Here is a 16,971-nt window from a genome sequence, read left to right as displayed (position 1 = left end):
CTATTGCAGACATAATATATCGCGCTGATTGTCAATCCTATTCCATCAAAGTGAGAAAATAAATAATTTTTTATTTGCAGATGTCAGGATTAATACATTCCTTTGCGCTGTTCTAATGCTTTCATCAGCTGAAGAATAAATTTTTTTTCATCATTTGTGTTTATCCACCGGCTTCATCACCGGTGGGTTTTTTGTTTTTAGCGGAAACTCAGCGTCGCCATCACAGGGAAATGATCGGAAGGATAAAGAAGGTTTTCGCGACGGTCATTTATCGTTCGGTGATCTATGCAGCGCAATTTTTGCGTGAAAATATAATCTATCCGTTCTGTGGAAATCTTTGTAATATCGAATGCCGTAAAAGTTCCCCGCGGTCCGTAGGATGGTTTTTCGCAATTTTTATAAGTGTCCTGAAGGTTATTCGCTAATAGTTTAATAGGTAAGGTATCATCGGTTAAATTAAAATCACCTGTCAGTACCACTGGTAATTGTTTGGAATTTAATATTTTAATTTTGTCTAAAATAATTTTGGCAGAATTGGCGCGCGCTGTATTTCCCACATGATCAAAATGAACATTAAACGCCCAAAATTTCTTACCGCCTTTTTTAGTTTTAAATAAAGCATAGGTGCAGACACGGTTGTAGGCTGCATCCCAACCTTTCGATGGTCTGTCCGGTGTTTCGCTGAGCCAGAAAGTACCGCTCTGAAGCACTTTAAGTTTTTCGTTATTGTAAAATATTGCTGAATATTCGCCTTTATTCTTTCCGTCATCGCGCCCTACGCCGACATAATCATAGTTTTCTAAACCAGATTTAATGTCTTTCATCTGCTGCGGTACGGCTTCCTGAACGCCCAACACATCTGTTTCGTAATAGTTGAGAAGTTTAAGCACGTCCTCTTTGCGGTACTGCCACGCGTTTTCTTTATCCGAATCGAGCGCCAGGCGGATATTGAAAGTCATCACTTTCAGATCCTGAGCGCTCATATTTAAACAGAAAATAAATACAAATATGCCGGTCAGCTTCTTCATAAGGTTGAATTTTTACTTTTCAAAGTTATGATTTTAAACGTTTTCCCGTTTTTAGCTTGCTAAATTGGTGCTAACAGATTTCCGATTTGTTTCCTTACTTTTGCACCTCGAAATTCACTCGTTCCTAATAGATTATAAAATATGCTTTCAGTACAGGGTTTAGGCCTTCATCACTCCGGAAATTATCTTTTCCAAAATGTAAATTTTACCATCAAGAAAGATGATAAAATTGGCCTCGTCGGTAAAAATGGTGCCGGTAAATCGACCTTGCTCAAAATGCTTACGGGCGAAATCAATTTTTACGAAGGCAACATCGTTCCCGAAGGAAATATCACTATCGGATTCCTGAAGCAGGACCTTGATTTTGTGAAAGGCCGCACGGTTTGGAACGAAACTTTGCAGGCTTTTGAACAGATCAATGCGATGAAAAACGAGCTGGATGAGGTGAATCATCAGTTGGCAACACGCACTGATTATGAAAGTGACGCGTATGAGAATCTGATTCACAAAATGACAGAACTCAACGATCTTTTGATGCATCACGATGCGTATAATCTGGAAGGTGACGTAGAAAAAGTATTGTTGGGTCTTGGTTTTAAAGCGGATGATTTCCACAAAATCACCGATGAATTTTCAGGTGGATGGCGAATGCGAATTGAATTGGCAAAGTTGCTTCTTCAAAAGAATGATTTAATGCTACTGGATGAGCCGACGAACCACCTCGATATGGAGTCGATTATTTGGCTGGAAGAATTTCTGAAAGATTATCCCGGTGCAATTGTCCTGGTGAGTCACGATAAACAGTTTATGACTTCGGTCTGCAACCGAACTTTTGATATCAACAACCGAAAAGTTGACGATTACAAAGCGAATTACACCAAATACCTTGAGTTAAGTAAGGAGCGAAAGGAAAAACTGACGCAGGCGAAGAAAAACCAGGATGCGGAAATCAAGCAGATGGAAGATAACATCAACCGTTTCCGTGCAAGTGCGACGAAAGCTTCTTTCGCGCAGTCTTTGATCAAAAAGCTGGAAAAAATCGACCGTATTGAAATCGATAATGAAGACGTTTCGAAGTTCAATATCCGATTCGTTCAGTCAGTAGTTCCGGGTAAAGTTATTTTTGAAGCTAAAAACTTAGGTAAAAGCTACGGCAACAAGCAGGTTTTCGATAAAGTGGATTTCTTTGTGGAGCGCGGCGACCGTATCGCTTTACTTGGCCAAAATGGTCAGGGGAAGACAACTTTAGCCAAAATCCTTTCCGGTGAAATCAAAGATTATTCAGGTGAATGGAACCTGGGTCATAATGTGAACATCGGCTATTTTGCGCAGAATCAGGAAGAAGTGCTTACGCCAAATAAAACCGTTCTGGAAGAAGCTGAAGATGCGGCTACCGAAGAAACTCGCCCGCGCGTGCGCGACTTGTTGGGAAGCTTCCTTTTCCAAGGTGAAGATGTTCAGAAGAAGACAAAAGTGCTTTCCGGGGGTGAGCGTAACCGCTTGGCTTTGTGTAAGCTTTTGCTTCGTCCGTTCAACACGCTGATCATGGATGAGCCGACGAACCACCTTGATATCCAGTCGAAAGAAATTATCAAACTGGCGCTTCAGAAATTTGAAGGAACTTTAATCGTCATTTCCCACGACAGGGAATTCCTGCAAGGTTTGAGCGACAAGATTTTCGAATTCCGCGATGGCAGGATGAAGGAATTTTTGGGCGATGTGAATGAATATCTTGAATTCCGCCAGAAAGAAAGCATCCGCGAGATTTCTGCAGAGAAATCAAAACTTCAGGAACTGCGCAACGAACCTGTGGTAGAGAAACCTGTAGAAAAAGCGCCGGAGAAAAAAGAGGTTTTCGTAAGCAAAGACCAGAAAAACATTCAGAATAAAATAAAGAAAGTCGAGGAAAAAATCTCTGAACTCGAACTGAAAATCGAAGGGATGGAAGCCGGATTCGCCAAAGAAAATCCAAGCGAAGAATTAATGCAGCAATATACAGCGAAGAAAGAAGAGCTTGATTTAGCCTTGCAGGAATGGGAGTTCCTGGGAACGCAGTTGCAAGGGTAAAATGGCGTATATTTAATCTTTTAAAGAATAATGAAAATAAGTCGTTTACCGCTGCTGTTACTTTTTGTGGTACTGTCTTGCGAGCGCGAGCAAGCTGTTCAGACTCCTCCGGAGGATCCATTAGTGGCAAAAATAGCCGTCCGTGTTTTGTCACCGGGTGCGGTGCCTTACAACAATGAAGAATTGACTATAGATTTCTCTTATGACCACCAAAATAAATTAATCAGACGCACTGGCGGATTTCTACCGATTTCTGGTTCTACGGGTTACAATTATGGCCCTTTTACAAAGTTGCTTGGAACTTCCCTTGCGTACACCGGAAATAAAGTGGTTGTCGAGAATTTTTCAACTTCCACTGAGTTTACAGTACCGAAAAATACCCGCAACCTTACCCTTAACCCTCATCAGCAAATAGAAACCCGCGAAATTTCAAATGCAAATGTTTATTTATTCAAACGGGAGACTTACATTTACAAAGGTGGCAAGCTAGACGAGATAGAGACTACATTTCCAAATATGCCCTACGATCCTACAGATCCAAATGATTATATATACTCATTCTCGGAAAATTTTTTTTTTAATTCCGCAGGCAACTTAATAAGAACAGAGTATGTGGAATTGCAAGATGGCGTGCCTTCACCGCATTATAAGCGTGTAAGACTGTTTGAAAACTTTGATAATTCTTATAATCCATTTAAGCGTTTTACATTGTTGGATGAGTACTTCTACCGCTCTATTTCTAAAAATAATTTCAGGACTTACCGTGAAATTCTTACACAGAACGGCACTTCTACAGCGTCTGTGCAAGAGTGGGAATTTAATTACGATTCGGCAGGAAATATCATTATAAATTGATCGGCAAACTGGCGGCGCTTATATTTTATTAGTCACGATATTTCATTATTGTGCAGTTTTACAAACTTAAATAATGCCGTACCAAGCCCTTAGCTTGCGCGATTTTCCCTATATTTGAAGCTTAATCAAATGCTATGAATCATCAGCCGGTAGAAGGTTTCTCCAAACTGTCGAAGCAGGGAAAAATTGACTGGATCGTCAACGAATATCTGGAAGGAAACTCAGAATACGAAACCGTCCTGAAGCAATACTGGAACGATAATCCTGATCTTCAGAAGCTTCACGAAGAATTTTCCGAGAATACCATTTCCAATTTTTATATGCCTTACGGTATTGCTCCCAACTTCCTGATTGACGGGAAACTGCTGGCGTTGCCAATGGCCGTGGAAGAAAGTTCGGTGGTGGCCGCGGCCTCAAAAGCTGCCAAATTCTGGCTTGACAAAGGTGGTTTCAAGACGACCATCATCAATACTAAAAAATTGGGTCACACGCATTTTATCCTAAATGTGGAACCGCATAAGCTTCAGCATTTCTTTAATTTCAAACTGAAGAAAAAGCTTTTTGAAGCGACTGAGGATATCACCAAAAACATGCGCAACCGCGGCGGCGGAATCCTGAACATCCGGCTTATCGACAAAACCGCAGACCTTGAAAATTATTTTCAGTTAAAAGCGAGCTTTGACACGGTAGATTCCATGGGCGCGAATTTCATCAATTCTTGTCTGGAACAATTCGGCAAAACTTTGAAAGAAGAAGTAGCGAAGGAAGAAAGTTTCACGCAGGAAGAGAAAGATTCGCTGCAAATTGTGATGAACATCCTGTCCAATTTCACGCCGGACTGTATCGTTCGTGCTGAGGTTTCGTGCAAAATTGAAGACCTGAAAGACGACAGCGGAATTTCTAACGAAGAATTTGCCACGAAGTTCAAACGTGCGGTAACAATCGCTGAAATTGAACCTTTCCGCGCGACAACGCATAACAAAGGAATCATGAACGGCGTGGATGCGGTGGTGATCGCAACCGGAAACGATTTCCGTGCGACAGAAGCCTGTGCCCATGCCTACGCCGCGAAAGACGGAAAATATTCGAGTTTGACGCACTGTACAATTGATAACGGGATTTTTAGGTTCTGGATTGACCTGCCGATTTCGGTTGGCGTTGTTGGTGGTCTGACAAATCTTCACCCGCTTGTGAAATTCTCACTGGCACTTTTAGGAAAACCTTCCGCGCAGGAACTCATGAGTATTCTGGCGGTTTCAGGTTTAGCACAGAATTTCGGGGCGCTGCGTTCTTTGGTGACAACCGGCATCCAGAAAGGTCACATGAAGATGCACCTTTTGAATATCCTGAATCAGATGGGCGCCACGGAAGAGGAGAAAAATCATTTCGTGACTTACTTCAAAGATAAAACGGTGACGCACCATGAGGTGATTTCGGAGTTTAATAAATTGAGAGAAAAATAATATAGTCATGAAGATATGTGTGGTAGCTGAAGGATCTGAAGAAAATCTTGATTTGCTATTGCAGATAGCAAAAAAGTTTGACATCAAAATATCGAGGCCTCGTCAAAGTTCACCTGGCGCCAGAACCACAGTTGGGCATCAGGGAAATGCATATTTGCCTTGGAGCTCAGAGGATGATGAACAACTTGAAATCCTATATTATTGTGGGAAAAACGTGAAAGAACTCAGTGAGATTTTTGGGCGTAATGAAGGTGCTATCCGTTCCCGAATTAAAAAGCTTGAATTAGTAGAAAAATACGGTAAAAAATGAATCAATTATGTTCGGATTAATTTTGTCAGTGGCGATTTTAGCTTTTGGGATTTTTCTCAAAATGACCCAAAATCCAGGCTTTGCGCGCTCAAAACGGATGGCGTGGCTGCTGATTGCAACCGGCATCATCACGCTCATCGGCAGAATATTTATAATGTATCAAAAAGGAGAATTTTAAAATATGAAAACATTCACATTGGTTGTAGGTGCCGTTTACGGACTGCTTTCGGTAATATTAGGCGCTTTTGGTGCGCATGCTTTGAAAAAAGTGTTGTCTGTGGAAAAACTCACCAGTTTTGAGACCGGCGTGCGCTATCAAATGTATTCAGCGCTGTTTTTATTAATCGTGGGATATATTTTGAAATTCGAGACGCCGGCTGAAAAATGGATTTCCATTTTGATGATTGCCGGAACCTTTATCTTTTCATTCAGCATTTATGTCTTGGCGTTCAACGGAGTAAATGGTTTAAACTTCAAGTTTCTTGGACCGATCACACCGCTGGGTGGCCTGATGATGATTATTTCATGGGCGATGCTGATTTTTTATTTCCTGCGGACAAAGATCTGATATTTTTGAAGACAGGATATCAAAAAGGCGGTTACTATGCATAAAAAACGCGTTCTGATTCTTGAAACTGAGATAGCAGTATCTAGTGTATTGGCGTCAATTTTAAAGGATGAGGGATATCAGTGTATAGTCCGGGAGACTTCGCAGGGACTACCGGAACTATTGTTGCAGTTTCGTCCCGCAGGGATATTGATAGCAAGAAGAATTCCTGAACTTGGCGTGGTTAAAGCAATAGAATTAATTCGAAGGAGCCCTTTCGGCAGGCATACCGCAATTATTTATTTAACGGCTTCGGGTTCAAGCATTGGCGAAGCAAGATCAGCTGGTGCTAATGTCACAATTTTCAAACCGATAGATATAAATAAGCTGCTTTTTACTTTGGGAAATTTCACAAATTTAAACTAAACCACATGTTTTTCATCTTCGGCTACAACAAAAAACCGGTGGGCAGGGAGACACGAAGCATCCGCAAGAATGGCTTGAGTGTAAACGCAGTCGTGACTGTTTACAAAATGTACATTGAACTGTTTTTTATTCCGCTCATTCCGCTTGGGAAACGCTACAGCATTTACATTCCGCACACAGACGAGTATTACGAGCAGGGTTTCCGCTCCACGATTCCGGAAGAATATATGGAGGTTTGCAAAGATGTCGGCAGACTGTATTGATAAACTGATTTTCGTTGATAAAAACCATCTTCGCGCCCCGGATTGAACGGCCTGTCTGAGCTCTTTTTCTGCGCCGCGCGCAGCGGCGCAGAAAAAAGCGAGTAGTGAAAGCCGGAAATGGCGCCCAAATTTACCGCAAAGTTGCGAAAAACACATACCTGTAGGCTCCAAAACCAAGTGCAGTGCAAACTTAATTGCTTCATCACTTCCTACTTAGTCCTTTTTTCTTAAATTTGTAAATCTTTAAAAAAAACAATAAATTTAATTCAATAGTATGAATCTTCACGAGTATCAGTCAAAAGAGATTTTAGCAAAATATGGCGTTAATATTCAGCGCGGTTTTGTGGCAAACAATGTGGAAGAAGCCGCAGAAGCAGCTGAAAAACTCAAGGAATTAACCGGCGGTGCCGAAGGATGGGTGGTAAAAGCTCAGGTACACGCAGGTGGACGCGGAAAAGGCGGTGGCGTGAAGTTCTCACCGAACTTGGATAAACTGAAAGAAAACGCACAGAACATCATCGGTATGCAGCTTGTGACTCCACAAACTTCTGCTGAAGGTAAGAAAGTACACAGCGTACTGGTTGCCGAAGATGTATACTACCCGGGCGAAACGGAAACGAAGGAATTCTACGTTTCTATCCTATTGGACAGAGCTTTGGGCAAAAACACGGTAGTTTATTCTACTGAAGGTGGTATGGATATCGAGCACGTTGCTGAAGTTACTCCGCACCTTATCCACAAAGAAGTTATTGATCCTACGGTAGGTCTTCAGGGCTTCCAGGCGCGTAAAATCGCTTTCAACTTAGGTTTGGAAGGTAACGCGTTCAAGGATTTCGTGAAATTCATCACGGCACTTTACAATGCTTACGTAGGTATTGATGCATCACTTTTTGAAATCAACCCGGTACTTAAGACATCTGACAACAGAATCATCGCTGTAGATGCTAAAGTAACTTTGGATGGCAACGCATTGTTCCGTCACAAAGATCTTGCAGAACTAAGAGATACACGCGAAGAAGACCCTACAGATGTAGAAGCTGGTGAAGCAGGTCTTAACTTCGTAAAGCTTGACGGTGACGTAGCTTGTATGGTAAACGGTGCCGGTCTTGCAATGGCGACGATGGACATCATCAAACTTTCAGGCGGTAACCCGGCTAACTTCCTTGATGTAGGTGGTACGGCAGATGCTGAAAGAGTACAGAAAGCTTTCGGTATCATCCTGAAAGATCCAAACGTAAAAGCGATCCTGATAAATATTTTTGGTGGTATCGTTCGTTGCGACCGTGTAGCGCAGGGTGTGGTAGATGCTTACAAAGCGATGGGCAGCCTTCCGGTTCCATTGATCGTGAGACTTCAGGGTACCAACGCAGTAGAAGCCAAGCAATTGATCGACAACTCAGGACTTCCTGTGCACTCGGCTATCACGCTGGAAGAAGCTGCTAACAAAGTAAAAGAAGTTTTAGGACACTAAGATTTTAGATAAACTTATAATATTCCGTTCAATTCAGTTTGAGTGGATTTTTTTTTGGAGCTGTTTCCGGCTCTCCACTGTATCCCCGTTCGGCGCTGGCGCGCCGCCCGGGGGATGCCGCTGCGATCCGGGCTAAGAGATCACGAAGCCCCCAGATACTTTTTTTTGCAAAAACACTATCTTTGCCCTCCACAAGAAGAACGGCCTGTTGATTCCGATTTCGGTCGGGGTAGGAAAGTCCGGACACCACAGGGCAGCAAAGCGGGTAACACCCGTCGGTCGTGAGATCAGGACAAGTGCAACAGAAAGGATGTATATTAATTTATAGTGAAATCAGGTAAACTCTTTGCGGTGCAATGTTAAGTATATCGGATTTCCCGGTTCGCCGGGATAGGAGTGGCTCGCTCCAAAAACCGAGGGGTAAACAGCTAAAGTTTTGCAGCAATGTAAAACGCAGATAAATAACAGGCACTTTCGCTTCGGCGAATTTACAGAATCCGGCTTACAGTTTTTCTTGTGGTTTTTAATAGAAACAAAAAAGCAGAAATTTAGGTTTCTGCTTTTCTTATTTATTCGTTTTCCAATTGAGATTCTGCATCATCCAACTTCTGTTGCTCTTCTTTGGCCAATTTCGGGAATTTCAAATTCATGTTTTCCAGCGCATCAATGATGATCTGAATGGCCGCCACGCGCGCAAACCATTTGTCATCCGCCGGAATCACGAACCATGGCGCGTGGTCTTTTGAGGTTTCGTTGATGGCTCTTTCATAGGCTTCCATATATTCATCCCAAAGTTTTCGCTCCTCGATATCACCCATCGCAAACTTCCAGTTTTTTTCGGGTTCGTTGATGCGGTCCAGGAAACGTTTTTTCTGTTCTTTCTTTGAAACGTTCAGGAAGATCTTGATGATTCTGGTTCCGTTCTGCGCCAGATGTCTTTCAAAATTCCGGATGCTTTCATATCGCTCTTCCCAGAACTTTTCATCGAAATCCGAAACAGTATTCCATACTTTTTCATTGAGGTTATATTCCGGATGAACTTTACAGACCAAAACACTTTCATAATGACTTCGGTTGAAAATCCCGATTTTACCTTTCTCCGGCAGCGCGATATAATGACGCCACAAAAAGTCATGCGAATATTCTTTCGAACTCGGAGATTTAAAACTGTGCACCTCGCATCCCTGCGGATTCACACCTCCGAAAACATGCTCAATCAGTGAATCTTTTCCGGCTGCATCCATCGCCTGCAGCACAACGAGTAAAGATTGGCTTCCATCGGCATACAGTTTTTCCTGCAGTTCGTACAGTTTGCTTTTTTCATTGGCCAGCAGTTCCTTGCCGTCGCTTTTAGTGAGCTTGCCTTTGTACTCAGTGTCTGCTTTTCCAATTTCAATTTTCCCTTTTACGATATAGTCGTGGCTGAAATCAAGATCCATAATCCGGTATTTTTATTAAAAATAAAAAAAATCACTTCAGAAGAAGTGATTTATGTGATTTTTTGTTTTGTGCGTAGCCTATTTTGTTCTTTTTCTTTCTGCTTTAGTTGCAGTGGCAGGTGCTGGTTTTGCAGAAAGTTCTGCAGAAGCCGGAGCTGCTACAGCTACATCAGTCGCTACCGTTGCGGTAACGGCTGGCTCTACGGTTCCTTTAATGTTGATTACTGAACGGCTGCTTGCCGGATCGTTTGAATATACCTCGATGATTTTAGCGAATGGACCTACGATTTTTGTGTCGTAACCTACTTTCAGCTGAGCCGTTTTTCCTGGCATAATCGGTTCCTGGCTCCATTCAGGAGTTGTGCATCCACAAGATGCCTGAACTTTAGAAATGATTAAAGGTTTATCACCTGTATTTTTTACGGTGAACATTCTGTGACCTTCAGATCCCGCTTTCACGGTTCCGTAATCAAAAGTGGTTTTATCGAAAGAAATTGTTTGTGCTGTTGCGAATGCGAAAGATGCAGTGAGAAATAAACCTGCGAAAATCTTTTTCATATTTTTAATTGTTTTTTGGTTCGGGTTTCTTATATTATGAGAGACAAAGTTAAAAATTATTTCCACATCGGGATAATTTTTTTTATTTGAGTACTTTTGCACCTAATACCGAGTAAACACACAGATTCTATGCAGCTTTCCGAGAAGTACAGCCCGACAGAAACCGAAAAAAAGTGGTACAGTTACTGGCTGGACAATAACTATTTTCATTCCGAACCAAACGAGAAACCGCCTTATACCATCGTCATTCCGCCACCAAATGTGACCGGAATTCTTCACATGGGCCACATGCTGAACAATACGATTCAGGATGTATTGGTGAGGCGCGCCAGGATGCAGGGTTTCAACGCATGTTGGGTTCCCGGGACCGATCATGCATCTATCGCTACGGAAGCGAAAGTGGTTGCCAAACTCAAGGAAGAAGGCATCAACAAAGCAGATATTTCGCGTGAAGAGTTTCTAAAACATGCGTGGGACTGGACAGATAATTATGGCGGAACCATTCTAGAGCAGCTTAAAAAACTCGGTTGCTCATGTGACTGGGAGCGTACGCGCTTCACAATGGAGCCCAAGATGTCTCAGCAGGTCATCAAATCTTTTGTCGATCTGTATAATAAAGGGTTGATCTACCGCGGCTACCGCATGGTAAACTGGGATCCGGAAGCTAAAACGAATATTTCCGATGAAGAGGTGATCTTTAAAGAGCAAAACGGAAAACTCTATTACTTAAAATATAAAATTGAAGGTACCGAAGAGTTTCTATCGGTAGCAACCACGCGTCCGGAAACCATTTTTGGCGATACCGCAGTCTGCATCAATCCAAATGATGAAAGATATGCGCATTTAAGAGGTAAAAAGGTCATCGTACCTGTGGTGAACCGTGTAGTTCCTATTATTGAAGACGAATATGTTGATATCGAATTCGGCACGGGCGCGTTGAAGATTACGCCGGCACACGACCTGAACGATTACGAAATCGGCCAACGACATCAGTTGCAGCTGATTGATTCCCTGGATGATGACGCCAATCTGAACGCTCACGGTCTTCACTACGAGGGCAAAAACCGTTTTGAAGTGCGCAAGATGATCGCAAAGGAACTGGAGGAGAAAGGACTTTTGCTTAAAGCTGAAGATTATGTGAACAAAGTAGGGACTTCCGAAAGGACTGGCGCCGTAATAGAACCGAAAGTTTCGGTGCAGTGGTTCCTGAAAATGTCGGAAATCGCCAAGCCTGCGCTGGATGTGGTGATGAATGATGAGATAAAATTCCATCCGGAAAAATTCAAGAATACCTATAAACATTGGATGGAAAACATTCGTGACTGGAATATCTCGCGCCAGCTTTGGTGGGGACAGCAGATTCCGGCTTACTTTTATGGGGAAGGTGAAAACGATTTTGTGGTCGCGGAAACCATTGAGGAAGCCCTGGAACTTGCTAAACAGCAGTCTCAAAATTCAGATTTAAATATTTCGGACCTTAAACAGGACGAAGATGCGCTCGATACGTGGTTTTCTTCGTGGTTGTGGCCAATGTCTGTGTTTGACGGTATGCTGGAAACGGACAATAAAGAAATCGATTATTTTTATCCAACTTCCGATCTGGTGACGGGTCCGGATATTATTTTCTTCTGGGTAGCCCGAATGATTATGGCAGGTTTGGAATACCGAAATGAAGTTCCGTTCAAAAATGTGTATTTCACGGGAATCGTGCGTGATAAGCAGCGCCGCAAGATGTCGAAATCACTGGGCAATTCGCCGGATCCAATCGAACTTATCGAAAAATATGGCGCTGATGGTGTGCGTGTAGGAATTTTGTTGAGTTCCGCTGCAGGAAACGACTTGCTTTTCGATGAAGAACTGATGTTGCAGGGCAGAAATTTCGCTACCAAGATCTGGAACGCATATCGCCTAATTCAGGGCTGGAATAAAGATGAAAGTATAAAACCGAATAAATCTGACGCACAGGCGATCGAATGGTTTGGGCAGCAAATGAATAAAACTATCGCGGAAATTGCTGACCAGTTCGAGAAATTCCGGATTTCTGATGCGCTGCATCTTGTCTATAAATTGATTTGGGACGATTTCTGCGCGTGGTATCTTGAAGCGGTGAAGCCAACTTACGGCCAGCCAATTTCGCAGGAGGTCTACGATAAGACCATCCTCTATTTCGAAGAACTGATGAAACTTCTTCACCCTTTCATGCCGTTTTTATCGGAGGAACTTTGGCAGAACATTACACCAAGAACTACTGAAAACGCCCTCGTAATTACCCAGCAAAGTAAAGGCGGAGAATTTGGTAAAGATGTTCTGAATAATTTTGAGTTTGCCAAGGAAATGATTTCGGGTGTTCGGAATTATCGCCAGAGCAAAGGAATTTCTCCACGCGAAACAGCTGAAATTTTCACCAATGCTGAATATTTTAAAAATGAAGATTTGGTAAAGAAATTAGCCAATATTTCAGATATTCATTATGCCCAAAAAACGGACAAACCAAGTTTTACATTCTTGATTGGTTCCAGTGAAATCTCCATTCCACTAAGTGAAAAACTTGATCTTTCCGAAGAAAAGACGAAGACCGAAGAAGAAATCAAGTATCTGAAAGGCTTTCTTATTTCAGTCGACAAAAAATTATCGAATGAGAAGTTTGTGGCTAATGCAAAGCCCGAAATCGTAGATGCAGAGCGCAAAAAACAAAGTGATGCGCAGGAAAAGATTGCGCTTTTGGAAGCGAAACTGAAGACTTTATAAAAATTAACAACAAAAAATGACGCACCTCGAAAACATTGCTAAGCTTTTCAGCAAAAATTTTGTGGAAAATCCCGTGCTTGAAACTTTCGAAGCAGGTAAGATACATCTCTCTAGCGGTAAATTGGTTGCTTGCGATCCCGTATTGACCAACGATATGCCGCCATTTACTACGGTTTTTCCCGTGGGCGAATTTCCCGTGTTGGTGCATAAAGAGCGCGAAAGCAACTGCATCGCCTATACCGAGATTGTCTTTGCAGATTCACCGGCTGTTCACTGGGAACTCGCGACAACCGAGTCGCAAAAAGTTCACGATTTGAAAGGAGATGAGATCTTTGGTTATCCGGTAGAAAGTGGCATGGGCTGCTTCATGGACCTGGATACGCAGGTAAGCCTCGAAAAGCTCGAACTCAGGCTTTTTCACCGGAAGGGTGCGGATTTTATGGGTATTTACGAAGAGTTTTTCCATGAACACTTCTTTAATGAAGATGGTGCAATCGATCAGTTTGCACTTTTAAAACCCGATGACGAGGCAAAAGGAAATATTTTCGCTTTTGAAACCGGCTATGGTGAAGGTTTCTACGGAAGTTACATCGGTTTTGGCCCGAAAGGTGAGCCGGTGAAAATTATCACTGAATTCATCGAAGTTCTGGCTGAAAAGTAATTTTACTTTTGAAAGTGAAACTCTGATAAAATCAATAGATTTGTAATCGCGTCGGAAGTACTTTTGAAGTATTGTCGCTTAATATTTTTTGATCCATGAAAGTATCCACGGAACAACCCAAGATTATCGTAGTAGGAAGCTCGTCTATCGATTTGGTGCTTTCTACCGAACATTTGCCAAAACCGAACGAAACTGTGTTGGCTGAAAAATCCGAGAGTTTTTTTGGCGGTAAAGGTGCGAATCAGGCGGTGGGTGCTGCTAGACTTGGCGCGGATGTCTCGTTTGTCGGGTGTGTGGGGATGGATCCTTTTGGGCAGCAAATAATGCGAAACCTTGTAGACGAGGGTGTTGACGTAAGTTATGTCACGGAAACCGAAGATGCAGCCACTGGTTCAGCCTTTGTCACTTCATCTGCAGGGGTAAACTCGATCGTGGTGGTTCCTGCATCCAATTATTGTTTGAAATCATCGCATGTCGCCGAGGCAGAACGGCTTTTTTCTAGCTCAGACCTGCTGCTCATCCAGCTCGAAATTCCGATGGAAACCGTGGAGTTTTCGGTAGAGTTAGCGCGGAAAAATAACATTAAAATCGGTGTTTACGCCTCGCCGCCAAAGAAACTTTCTGAAAGTGTTATTGAAGCCAGTACATTCATCGTGGCGAAAAGCAGCGAGCTTTCTATCGTATTTGGCGAAGATCAGCGTGAGGACATTTTAAGAAAATATGCCAATAAACTGTTTGTGCGTGATGACTCCAATTCCACAACCTATTACAACGGCTCTGAAATGAAATATTACCGCAACGACCACGATTCTGTACTTCACAAAATGGGAATGGGCGATGCGTTCACCAGCGGTTTTGCAGTCGCATTGTGCCATGGAAACCCCGTGGACGATTGTGTGCAGTTCGGCAACGACGTGTCATTGAAAGTTACCAAAAACTGCGGTTCTCAGAGCGGTTTACCTTACCTGAAAGATTTTAGCGGCGAATGATTTAAGACCGGGAATTACTACGCAAACCTTTGTAATTAAAGACAACAATTCACTTTTAACCGGGTGAATTTTTTATTTTTCAGGTATGAAAGAATTTTTCCTGGAGACGGACGGTTACTCGCAAATCGCGGTCACCGTGTTTGAACCTTCAAGTCCTCGTAATAAACTTTTGGTTATCAATTCTGCAACAGGCGTAAAGCAGCAGGTCTATTATTCTTTTGCTAAATATTTCGCTGAATACGGATTTACAGTGGTCACTTATGATTACAGCGGGATTGGCCAATCTAAGCCGAAAAATTTGGCTTCATCAAAAGCTACGATGCGGACTTGGGGAACTGTAGATTTTAAAACCATCACCGATTATGTTAAGCAACATTACAGTGATCATACCAAATATTGCCTCGGCCATTCGGTCGGTGCGTTGATTTTAGGCATGAACGAAGGTTCCCAGATTTTTGAAAAGTTTGTTTTTGTAGCCACACAGGATGCATATTACGGACATTTGAATCTCAAAATTGCGGCACTGGGATTTTTTGGATTTGGAATTGCCGTACCAATAATCACCAGGTTTTTCGGCTATTTCCCGGCGGATAGGTTTGGGTTGGGGGAATCTCTGCCATCCGGCGTGGCGCTTGATTGGCGTACACTGATCCTTCACCGCAAATCCACCAGTCGACTTTTAGAAAAGATAAGCAACGATTTCTCGAAACATTTAACACAAAAAACCTTGATTATTCATGCTGAAGATGATTCCTGGGTGACTTTGAAAGGCATGGAAAGCCTTATGAATACAGTTTATCCGCATTTAGAAAAGAAATATTACGAAATAAAAATTTCAGAATCGCCTAAAAAGGAAATTGGACATGTAAACTTTTTCCGAAGTTATAACCGTGTGCTGTGGCGCATAGTTCTCGATGAACTTTAAAAACAAAATCCAGAAGCAAAAGCCTCCGGATTTTTTTACTGAAACTGGGTTTCAAGTTCTTTTAATTCGGCGATTATTCCATCCATTTTTGCATCCTGTTTTTTCAGTTCGCGCTTGCCGAAGTAGAAATAAGCGATCAGCATCCAACTGTAGGTGAGGACAAAAGCCAGCGCCATTTTCCAAAATTCTACCGCTTTCAGCAACTCGTAAAGGTACACGGCGAGGGAAACGCTGAGCAGGATATAGTAAACCGGCATATTCCACCGCCTTTGTTTTTTCTGGAATTCGCGGAAGTCCAGCCACTGCTGAAGATGCACCGCTGGTGTGTTTGAATCATCTATTTGACTGATTTTTCTTGCATTGAAAAACATCACCGCTGCCTGAAGAAAGCACGCAAGTGAAATGATGATCATCGCGGACATGATGGGCAAAGTTTGAAGTTTTCCGTCAAAAGACAACATCAAACCGAGGATGAAGATTCCTGTAAATATGAGGACAGAGGCGTGCTTAATTTCTTTTTGTTTTAGTTTCATCTTATTGGTTTTTATTTGTGAAAGGTTGTTTTTTCTGTTTGGTGCTGGTGTTTTGGCTTGTTTCCAGACGTCGTGCAGTTCGTTAAAATTGTCCATAGCTGCTGTAAATTTGGTGGAGTTCTTTTTTGATTCGGTGAATTTTCACACGCAGATTATTTTCGGTAATGCCCGTTATCTCTGCGATTTCTTCGTAAGGTTTCTCTTCTAAAACCAGCGTAATAATGATTCGTTCATTTTCTTTCAGCTGGCTGATACATTCGTAAAGCCGATTGATTTCTGCAGAATTGTCCCTTGTTTCCTCGTGTATCAATTTTGAAAGAACTGCTTCTGAATTGTCGGCTTTCTTTTTTTCTTTTTTTAAACCTACCAGACAGGTGTTGATAGCGATGCGGTAAATCCAGGTGCCGATCTGGCTTTCATTCCGGAAGCGTGGCAGACTGTTCCACACGGCAATCCAGGTTTCCTGATGCAGGTCGTCCGCTGCTAGCCGGTCTCCGGAGTAACTCAGGCAGAGTTTGTAAATGCGGCCGGAAAACTCCTTATAAAGTTGGTCGAAATCGTGTGTCATCAGGTGAATTTAATCTTCTTCAATATTTTCATTTAAAAGAATCTAAAATGTTTCGGCTTTTCAGTTCTGCTCATTGGATGAAGATATGCTGAAATTATTACAAAAAAATTAAAAATTGTT

Annotated in this window: 18 protein-coding genes and 1 other RNA gene; 14 read left to right on the top strand and 5 right to left on the bottom strand. The window is 42.4% G+C overall.

What is annotated here, in order from left to right; genetic code table 11:
• Positions 1-197: 197 nt before the first annotated feature.
• Complete coding sequence (locus QEP06_RS05705) at positions 198-1,028, bottom strand: endonuclease/exonuclease/phosphatase family protein (protein ID WP_285269449.1); 831 nt, start codon at positions 1,026-1,028, stop codon at positions 198-200.
• A 141-nt stretch (positions 1,029-1,169) separates the two neighbouring features.
• On the opposite strand from QEP06_RS05705, the gene QEP06_RS05700 reads away from it, so the two are divergent.
• From QEP06_RS05700 to rnpB, 10 genes are all read left to right on the top strand, one after another.
• Positions 1,170-3,095: an ABC-F family ATP-binding cassette domain-containing protein gene (locus QEP06_RS05700; RefSeq protein WP_285269448.1), complete on the top strand. Its 1,926-nt coding sequence runs from the start codon at positions 1,170-1,172 to the stop codon at positions 3,093-3,095.
• A 30-nt stretch (positions 3,096-3,125) separates the two neighbouring features.
• Positions 3,126-3,950, top strand: coding sequence for a hypothetical protein (locus tag QEP06_RS05695; RefSeq protein ID WP_285269447.1), 825 nt, complete (start codon positions 3,126-3,128; stop codon positions 3,948-3,950).
• A 134-nt stretch (positions 3,951-4,084) separates the two neighbouring features.
• On the top strand, positions 4,085-5,413 hold the full coding sequence (locus QEP06_RS05690) for a hydroxymethylglutaryl-CoA reductase, degradative (protein ID WP_285269446.1): 1,329 nt from the start codon (positions 4,085-4,087) through the stop codon (positions 5,411-5,413).
• Between the two features lie 7 nt (positions 5,414-5,420).
• Entirely contained in the window at positions 5,421-5,723 is a 303-nt protein-coding gene (locus QEP06_RS05685) for a hypothetical protein (protein WP_285269445.1), read from the top strand.
• Between the two features lie 7 nt (positions 5,724-5,730).
• Entirely contained in the window at positions 5,731-5,901 is a 171-nt protein-coding gene (locus QEP06_RS05680) for a hypothetical protein (RefSeq protein ID WP_285269444.1), read from the top strand.
• Between the two features lie 3 nt (positions 5,902-5,904).
• Positions 5,905-6,291 carry a DUF423 domain-containing protein gene (locus QEP06_RS05675; protein ID WP_285269443.1) on the top strand — a complete coding sequence of 129 codons (387 nt, stop codon included), beginning with the start codon at positions 5,905-5,907 and terminating at the stop codon, positions 6,289-6,291.
• 36 nt (positions 6,292-6,327) lie between these two features.
• Positions 6,328-6,696, top strand: a complete 369-nt coding sequence (locus QEP06_RS05670; protein WP_285269442.1) for a response regulator — start codon at positions 6,328-6,330, stop codon at positions 6,694-6,696.
• 5 nt (positions 6,697-6,701) lie between these two features.
• Entirely contained in the window at positions 6,702-6,959 is a 258-nt protein-coding gene (locus tag QEP06_RS05665; protein WP_285269441.1) for a hypothetical protein, read from the top strand.
• 274 nt (positions 6,960-7,233) lie between these two features.
• Positions 7,234-8,430, top strand: a complete 1,197-nt coding sequence (sucC, locus tag QEP06_RS05660; RefSeq protein ID WP_285269440.1) for an ADP-forming succinate--CoA ligase subunit beta — start codon at positions 7,234-7,236, stop codon at positions 8,428-8,430.
• 192 nt (positions 8,431-8,622) lie between these two features.
• An RNA gene (gene rnpB, locus QEP06_RS05655) (RNase P RNA component class A) lies at positions 8,623-8,951 on the top strand.
• Positions 8,952-8,999: 48 nt separating this feature from the next.
• Here the strand turns inward: rnpB and QEP06_RS05650 are convergent.
• Together QEP06_RS05650 and QEP06_RS05645 are read right to left on the bottom strand one after the other, a co-directional pair.
• Entirely contained in the window at positions 9,000-9,869 is an 870-nt protein-coding gene (locus tag QEP06_RS05650; RefSeq protein WP_251832827.1) for a polyphosphate kinase 2 family protein, read from the bottom strand.
• 78 nt (positions 9,870-9,947) lie between these two features.
• A complete protein-coding gene (locus QEP06_RS05645; RefSeq protein WP_251832828.1) occupies positions 9,948-10,427 on the bottom strand; it encodes a DUF1573 domain-containing protein in 480 nt (159 codons plus the stop codon).
• Between the two features lie 129 nt (positions 10,428-10,556).
• Between QEP06_RS05645 and QEP06_RS05640 the strand changes: the two genes are divergently transcribed.
• The 4 genes from QEP06_RS05640 to QEP06_RS05625 all read left to right on the top strand — a co-directional run bounded on the left by QEP06_RS05640 (position 10,557) and on the right by QEP06_RS05625 (position 15,750).
• Complete coding sequence (locus QEP06_RS05640) at positions 10,557-13,175, top strand: valine--tRNA ligase (RefSeq protein WP_285269439.1); 2,619 nt, start codon at positions 10,557-10,559, stop codon at positions 13,173-13,175.
• 16 nt (positions 13,176-13,191) lie between these two features.
• Positions 13,192-13,836, top strand: coding sequence for a DUF4241 domain-containing protein (locus tag QEP06_RS05635; RefSeq protein WP_285269438.1), 645 nt, complete (start codon positions 13,192-13,194; stop codon positions 13,834-13,836).
• Positions 13,837-13,931: 95 nt separating this feature from the next.
• Entirely contained in the window at positions 13,932-14,825 is an 894-nt protein-coding gene (locus QEP06_RS05630) for a ribokinase (protein WP_285269437.1), read from the top strand.
• Positions 14,826-14,910: 85 nt separating this feature from the next.
• Positions 14,911-15,750 carry an alpha/beta hydrolase family protein gene (locus tag QEP06_RS05625; protein ID WP_285269436.1) on the top strand — a complete coding sequence of 280 codons (840 nt, stop codon included), beginning with the start codon at positions 14,911-14,913 and terminating at the stop codon, positions 15,748-15,750.
• Positions 15,751-15,785: 35 nt separating this feature from the next.
• Here QEP06_RS05625 and QEP06_RS05620 read toward each other — a convergent pair whose 3' ends face one another.
• A complete protein-coding gene (locus tag QEP06_RS05620; RefSeq protein WP_285269435.1) occupies positions 15,786-16,379 on the bottom strand; it encodes a hypothetical protein in 594 nt (197 codons plus the stop codon).
• The gene (locus QEP06_RS05615) at positions 16,366-16,851 is read right to left on the bottom strand and encodes an RNA polymerase sigma factor (RefSeq protein WP_285269434.1); all 486 of its coding nucleotides are present in this window, start codon (positions 16,849-16,851) and stop codon (positions 16,366-16,368) included. Before QEP06_RS05615 ends, QEP06_RS05620 begins: the two co-directional genes overlap by 14 nt.
• Positions 16,852-16,971: the final 120 nt, after the last annotated feature.

It is taken from the genome of Kaistella rhinocerotis, from assembly GCF_030243905.1.
Lineage (GTDB): Bacteria > Bacteroidota > Bacteroidia > Flavobacteriales > Weeksellaceae > Kaistella > Kaistella rhinocerotis.
The sequence above is the reverse complement of the archived record's forward strand: the minus strand, read 5'-3'. Positions and strand labels throughout refer to the sequence as shown.

Bases quoted from the DNA above. Each gene is read 5' to 3' on its own strand.
- QEP06_RS05705 (WP_285269449.1), bottom strand. From the start codon at position 1,028: ATGAAGAAGCTGACCGGCATATTTGTATTTATTTTCTGTTTAAATATG.
- QEP06_RS05700 (WP_285269448.1), top strand. From the start codon at position 1,170: ATGCTTTCAGTACAGGGTTTAGGCCTTCATCACTCCGGAAATTATCTT.
- QEP06_RS05695 (WP_285269447.1), top strand. From the start codon at position 3,126: ATGAAAATAAGTCGTTTACCGCTGCTGTTACTTTTTGTGGTACTGTCT.
- QEP06_RS05690 (WP_285269446.1), top strand. From the start codon at position 4,085: ATGAATCATCAGCCGGTAGAAGGTTTCTCCAAACTGTCGAAGCAGGGA.
- QEP06_RS05685 (WP_285269445.1), top strand. From the start codon at position 5,421: ATGAAGATATGTGTGGTAGCTGAAGGATCTGAAGAAAATCTTGATTTG.
- QEP06_RS05680 (WP_285269444.1), top strand. From the start codon at position 5,731: ATGTTCGGATTAATTTTGTCAGTGGCGATTTTAGCTTTTGGGATTTTT.
- QEP06_RS05675 (WP_285269443.1), top strand. From the start codon at position 5,905: ATGAAAACATTCACATTGGTTGTAGGTGCCGTTTACGGACTGCTTTCG.
- QEP06_RS05670 (WP_285269442.1), top strand. From the start codon at position 6,328: ATGCATAAAAAACGCGTTCTGATTCTTGAAACTGAGATAGCAGTATCT.
- QEP06_RS05665 (WP_285269441.1), top strand. From the start codon at position 6,702: ATGTTTTTCATCTTCGGCTACAACAAAAAACCGGTGGGCAGGGAGACA.
- sucC (WP_285269440.1), top strand. From the start codon at position 7,234: ATGAATCTTCACGAGTATCAGTCAAAAGAGATTTTAGCAAAATATGGC.
- QEP06_RS05650 (WP_251832827.1), bottom strand. From the start codon at position 9,869: ATGGATCTTGATTTCAGCCACGACTATATCGTAAAAGGGAAAATTGAA.
- QEP06_RS05645 (WP_251832828.1), bottom strand. From the start codon at position 10,427: ATGAAAAAGATTTTCGCAGGTTTATTTCTCACTGCATCTTTCGCATTC.
- QEP06_RS05640 (WP_285269439.1), top strand. From the start codon at position 10,557: ATGCAGCTTTCCGAGAAGTACAGCCCGACAGAAACCGAAAAAAAGTGG.
- QEP06_RS05635 (WP_285269438.1), top strand. From the start codon at position 13,192: ATGACGCACCTCGAAAACATTGCTAAGCTTTTCAGCAAAAATTTTGTG.
- QEP06_RS05630 (WP_285269437.1), top strand. From the start codon at position 13,932: ATGAAAGTATCCACGGAACAACCCAAGATTATCGTAGTAGGAAGCTCG.
- QEP06_RS05625 (WP_285269436.1), top strand. From the start codon at position 14,911: ATGAAAGAATTTTTCCTGGAGACGGACGGTTACTCGCAAATCGCGGTC.
- QEP06_RS05620 (WP_285269435.1), bottom strand. From the start codon at position 16,379: ATGGACAATTTTAACGAACTGCACGACGTCTGGAAACAAGCCAAAACA.
- QEP06_RS05615 (WP_285269434.1), bottom strand. From the start codon at position 16,851: ATGACACACGATTTCGACCAACTTTATAAGGAGTTTTCCGGCCGCATT.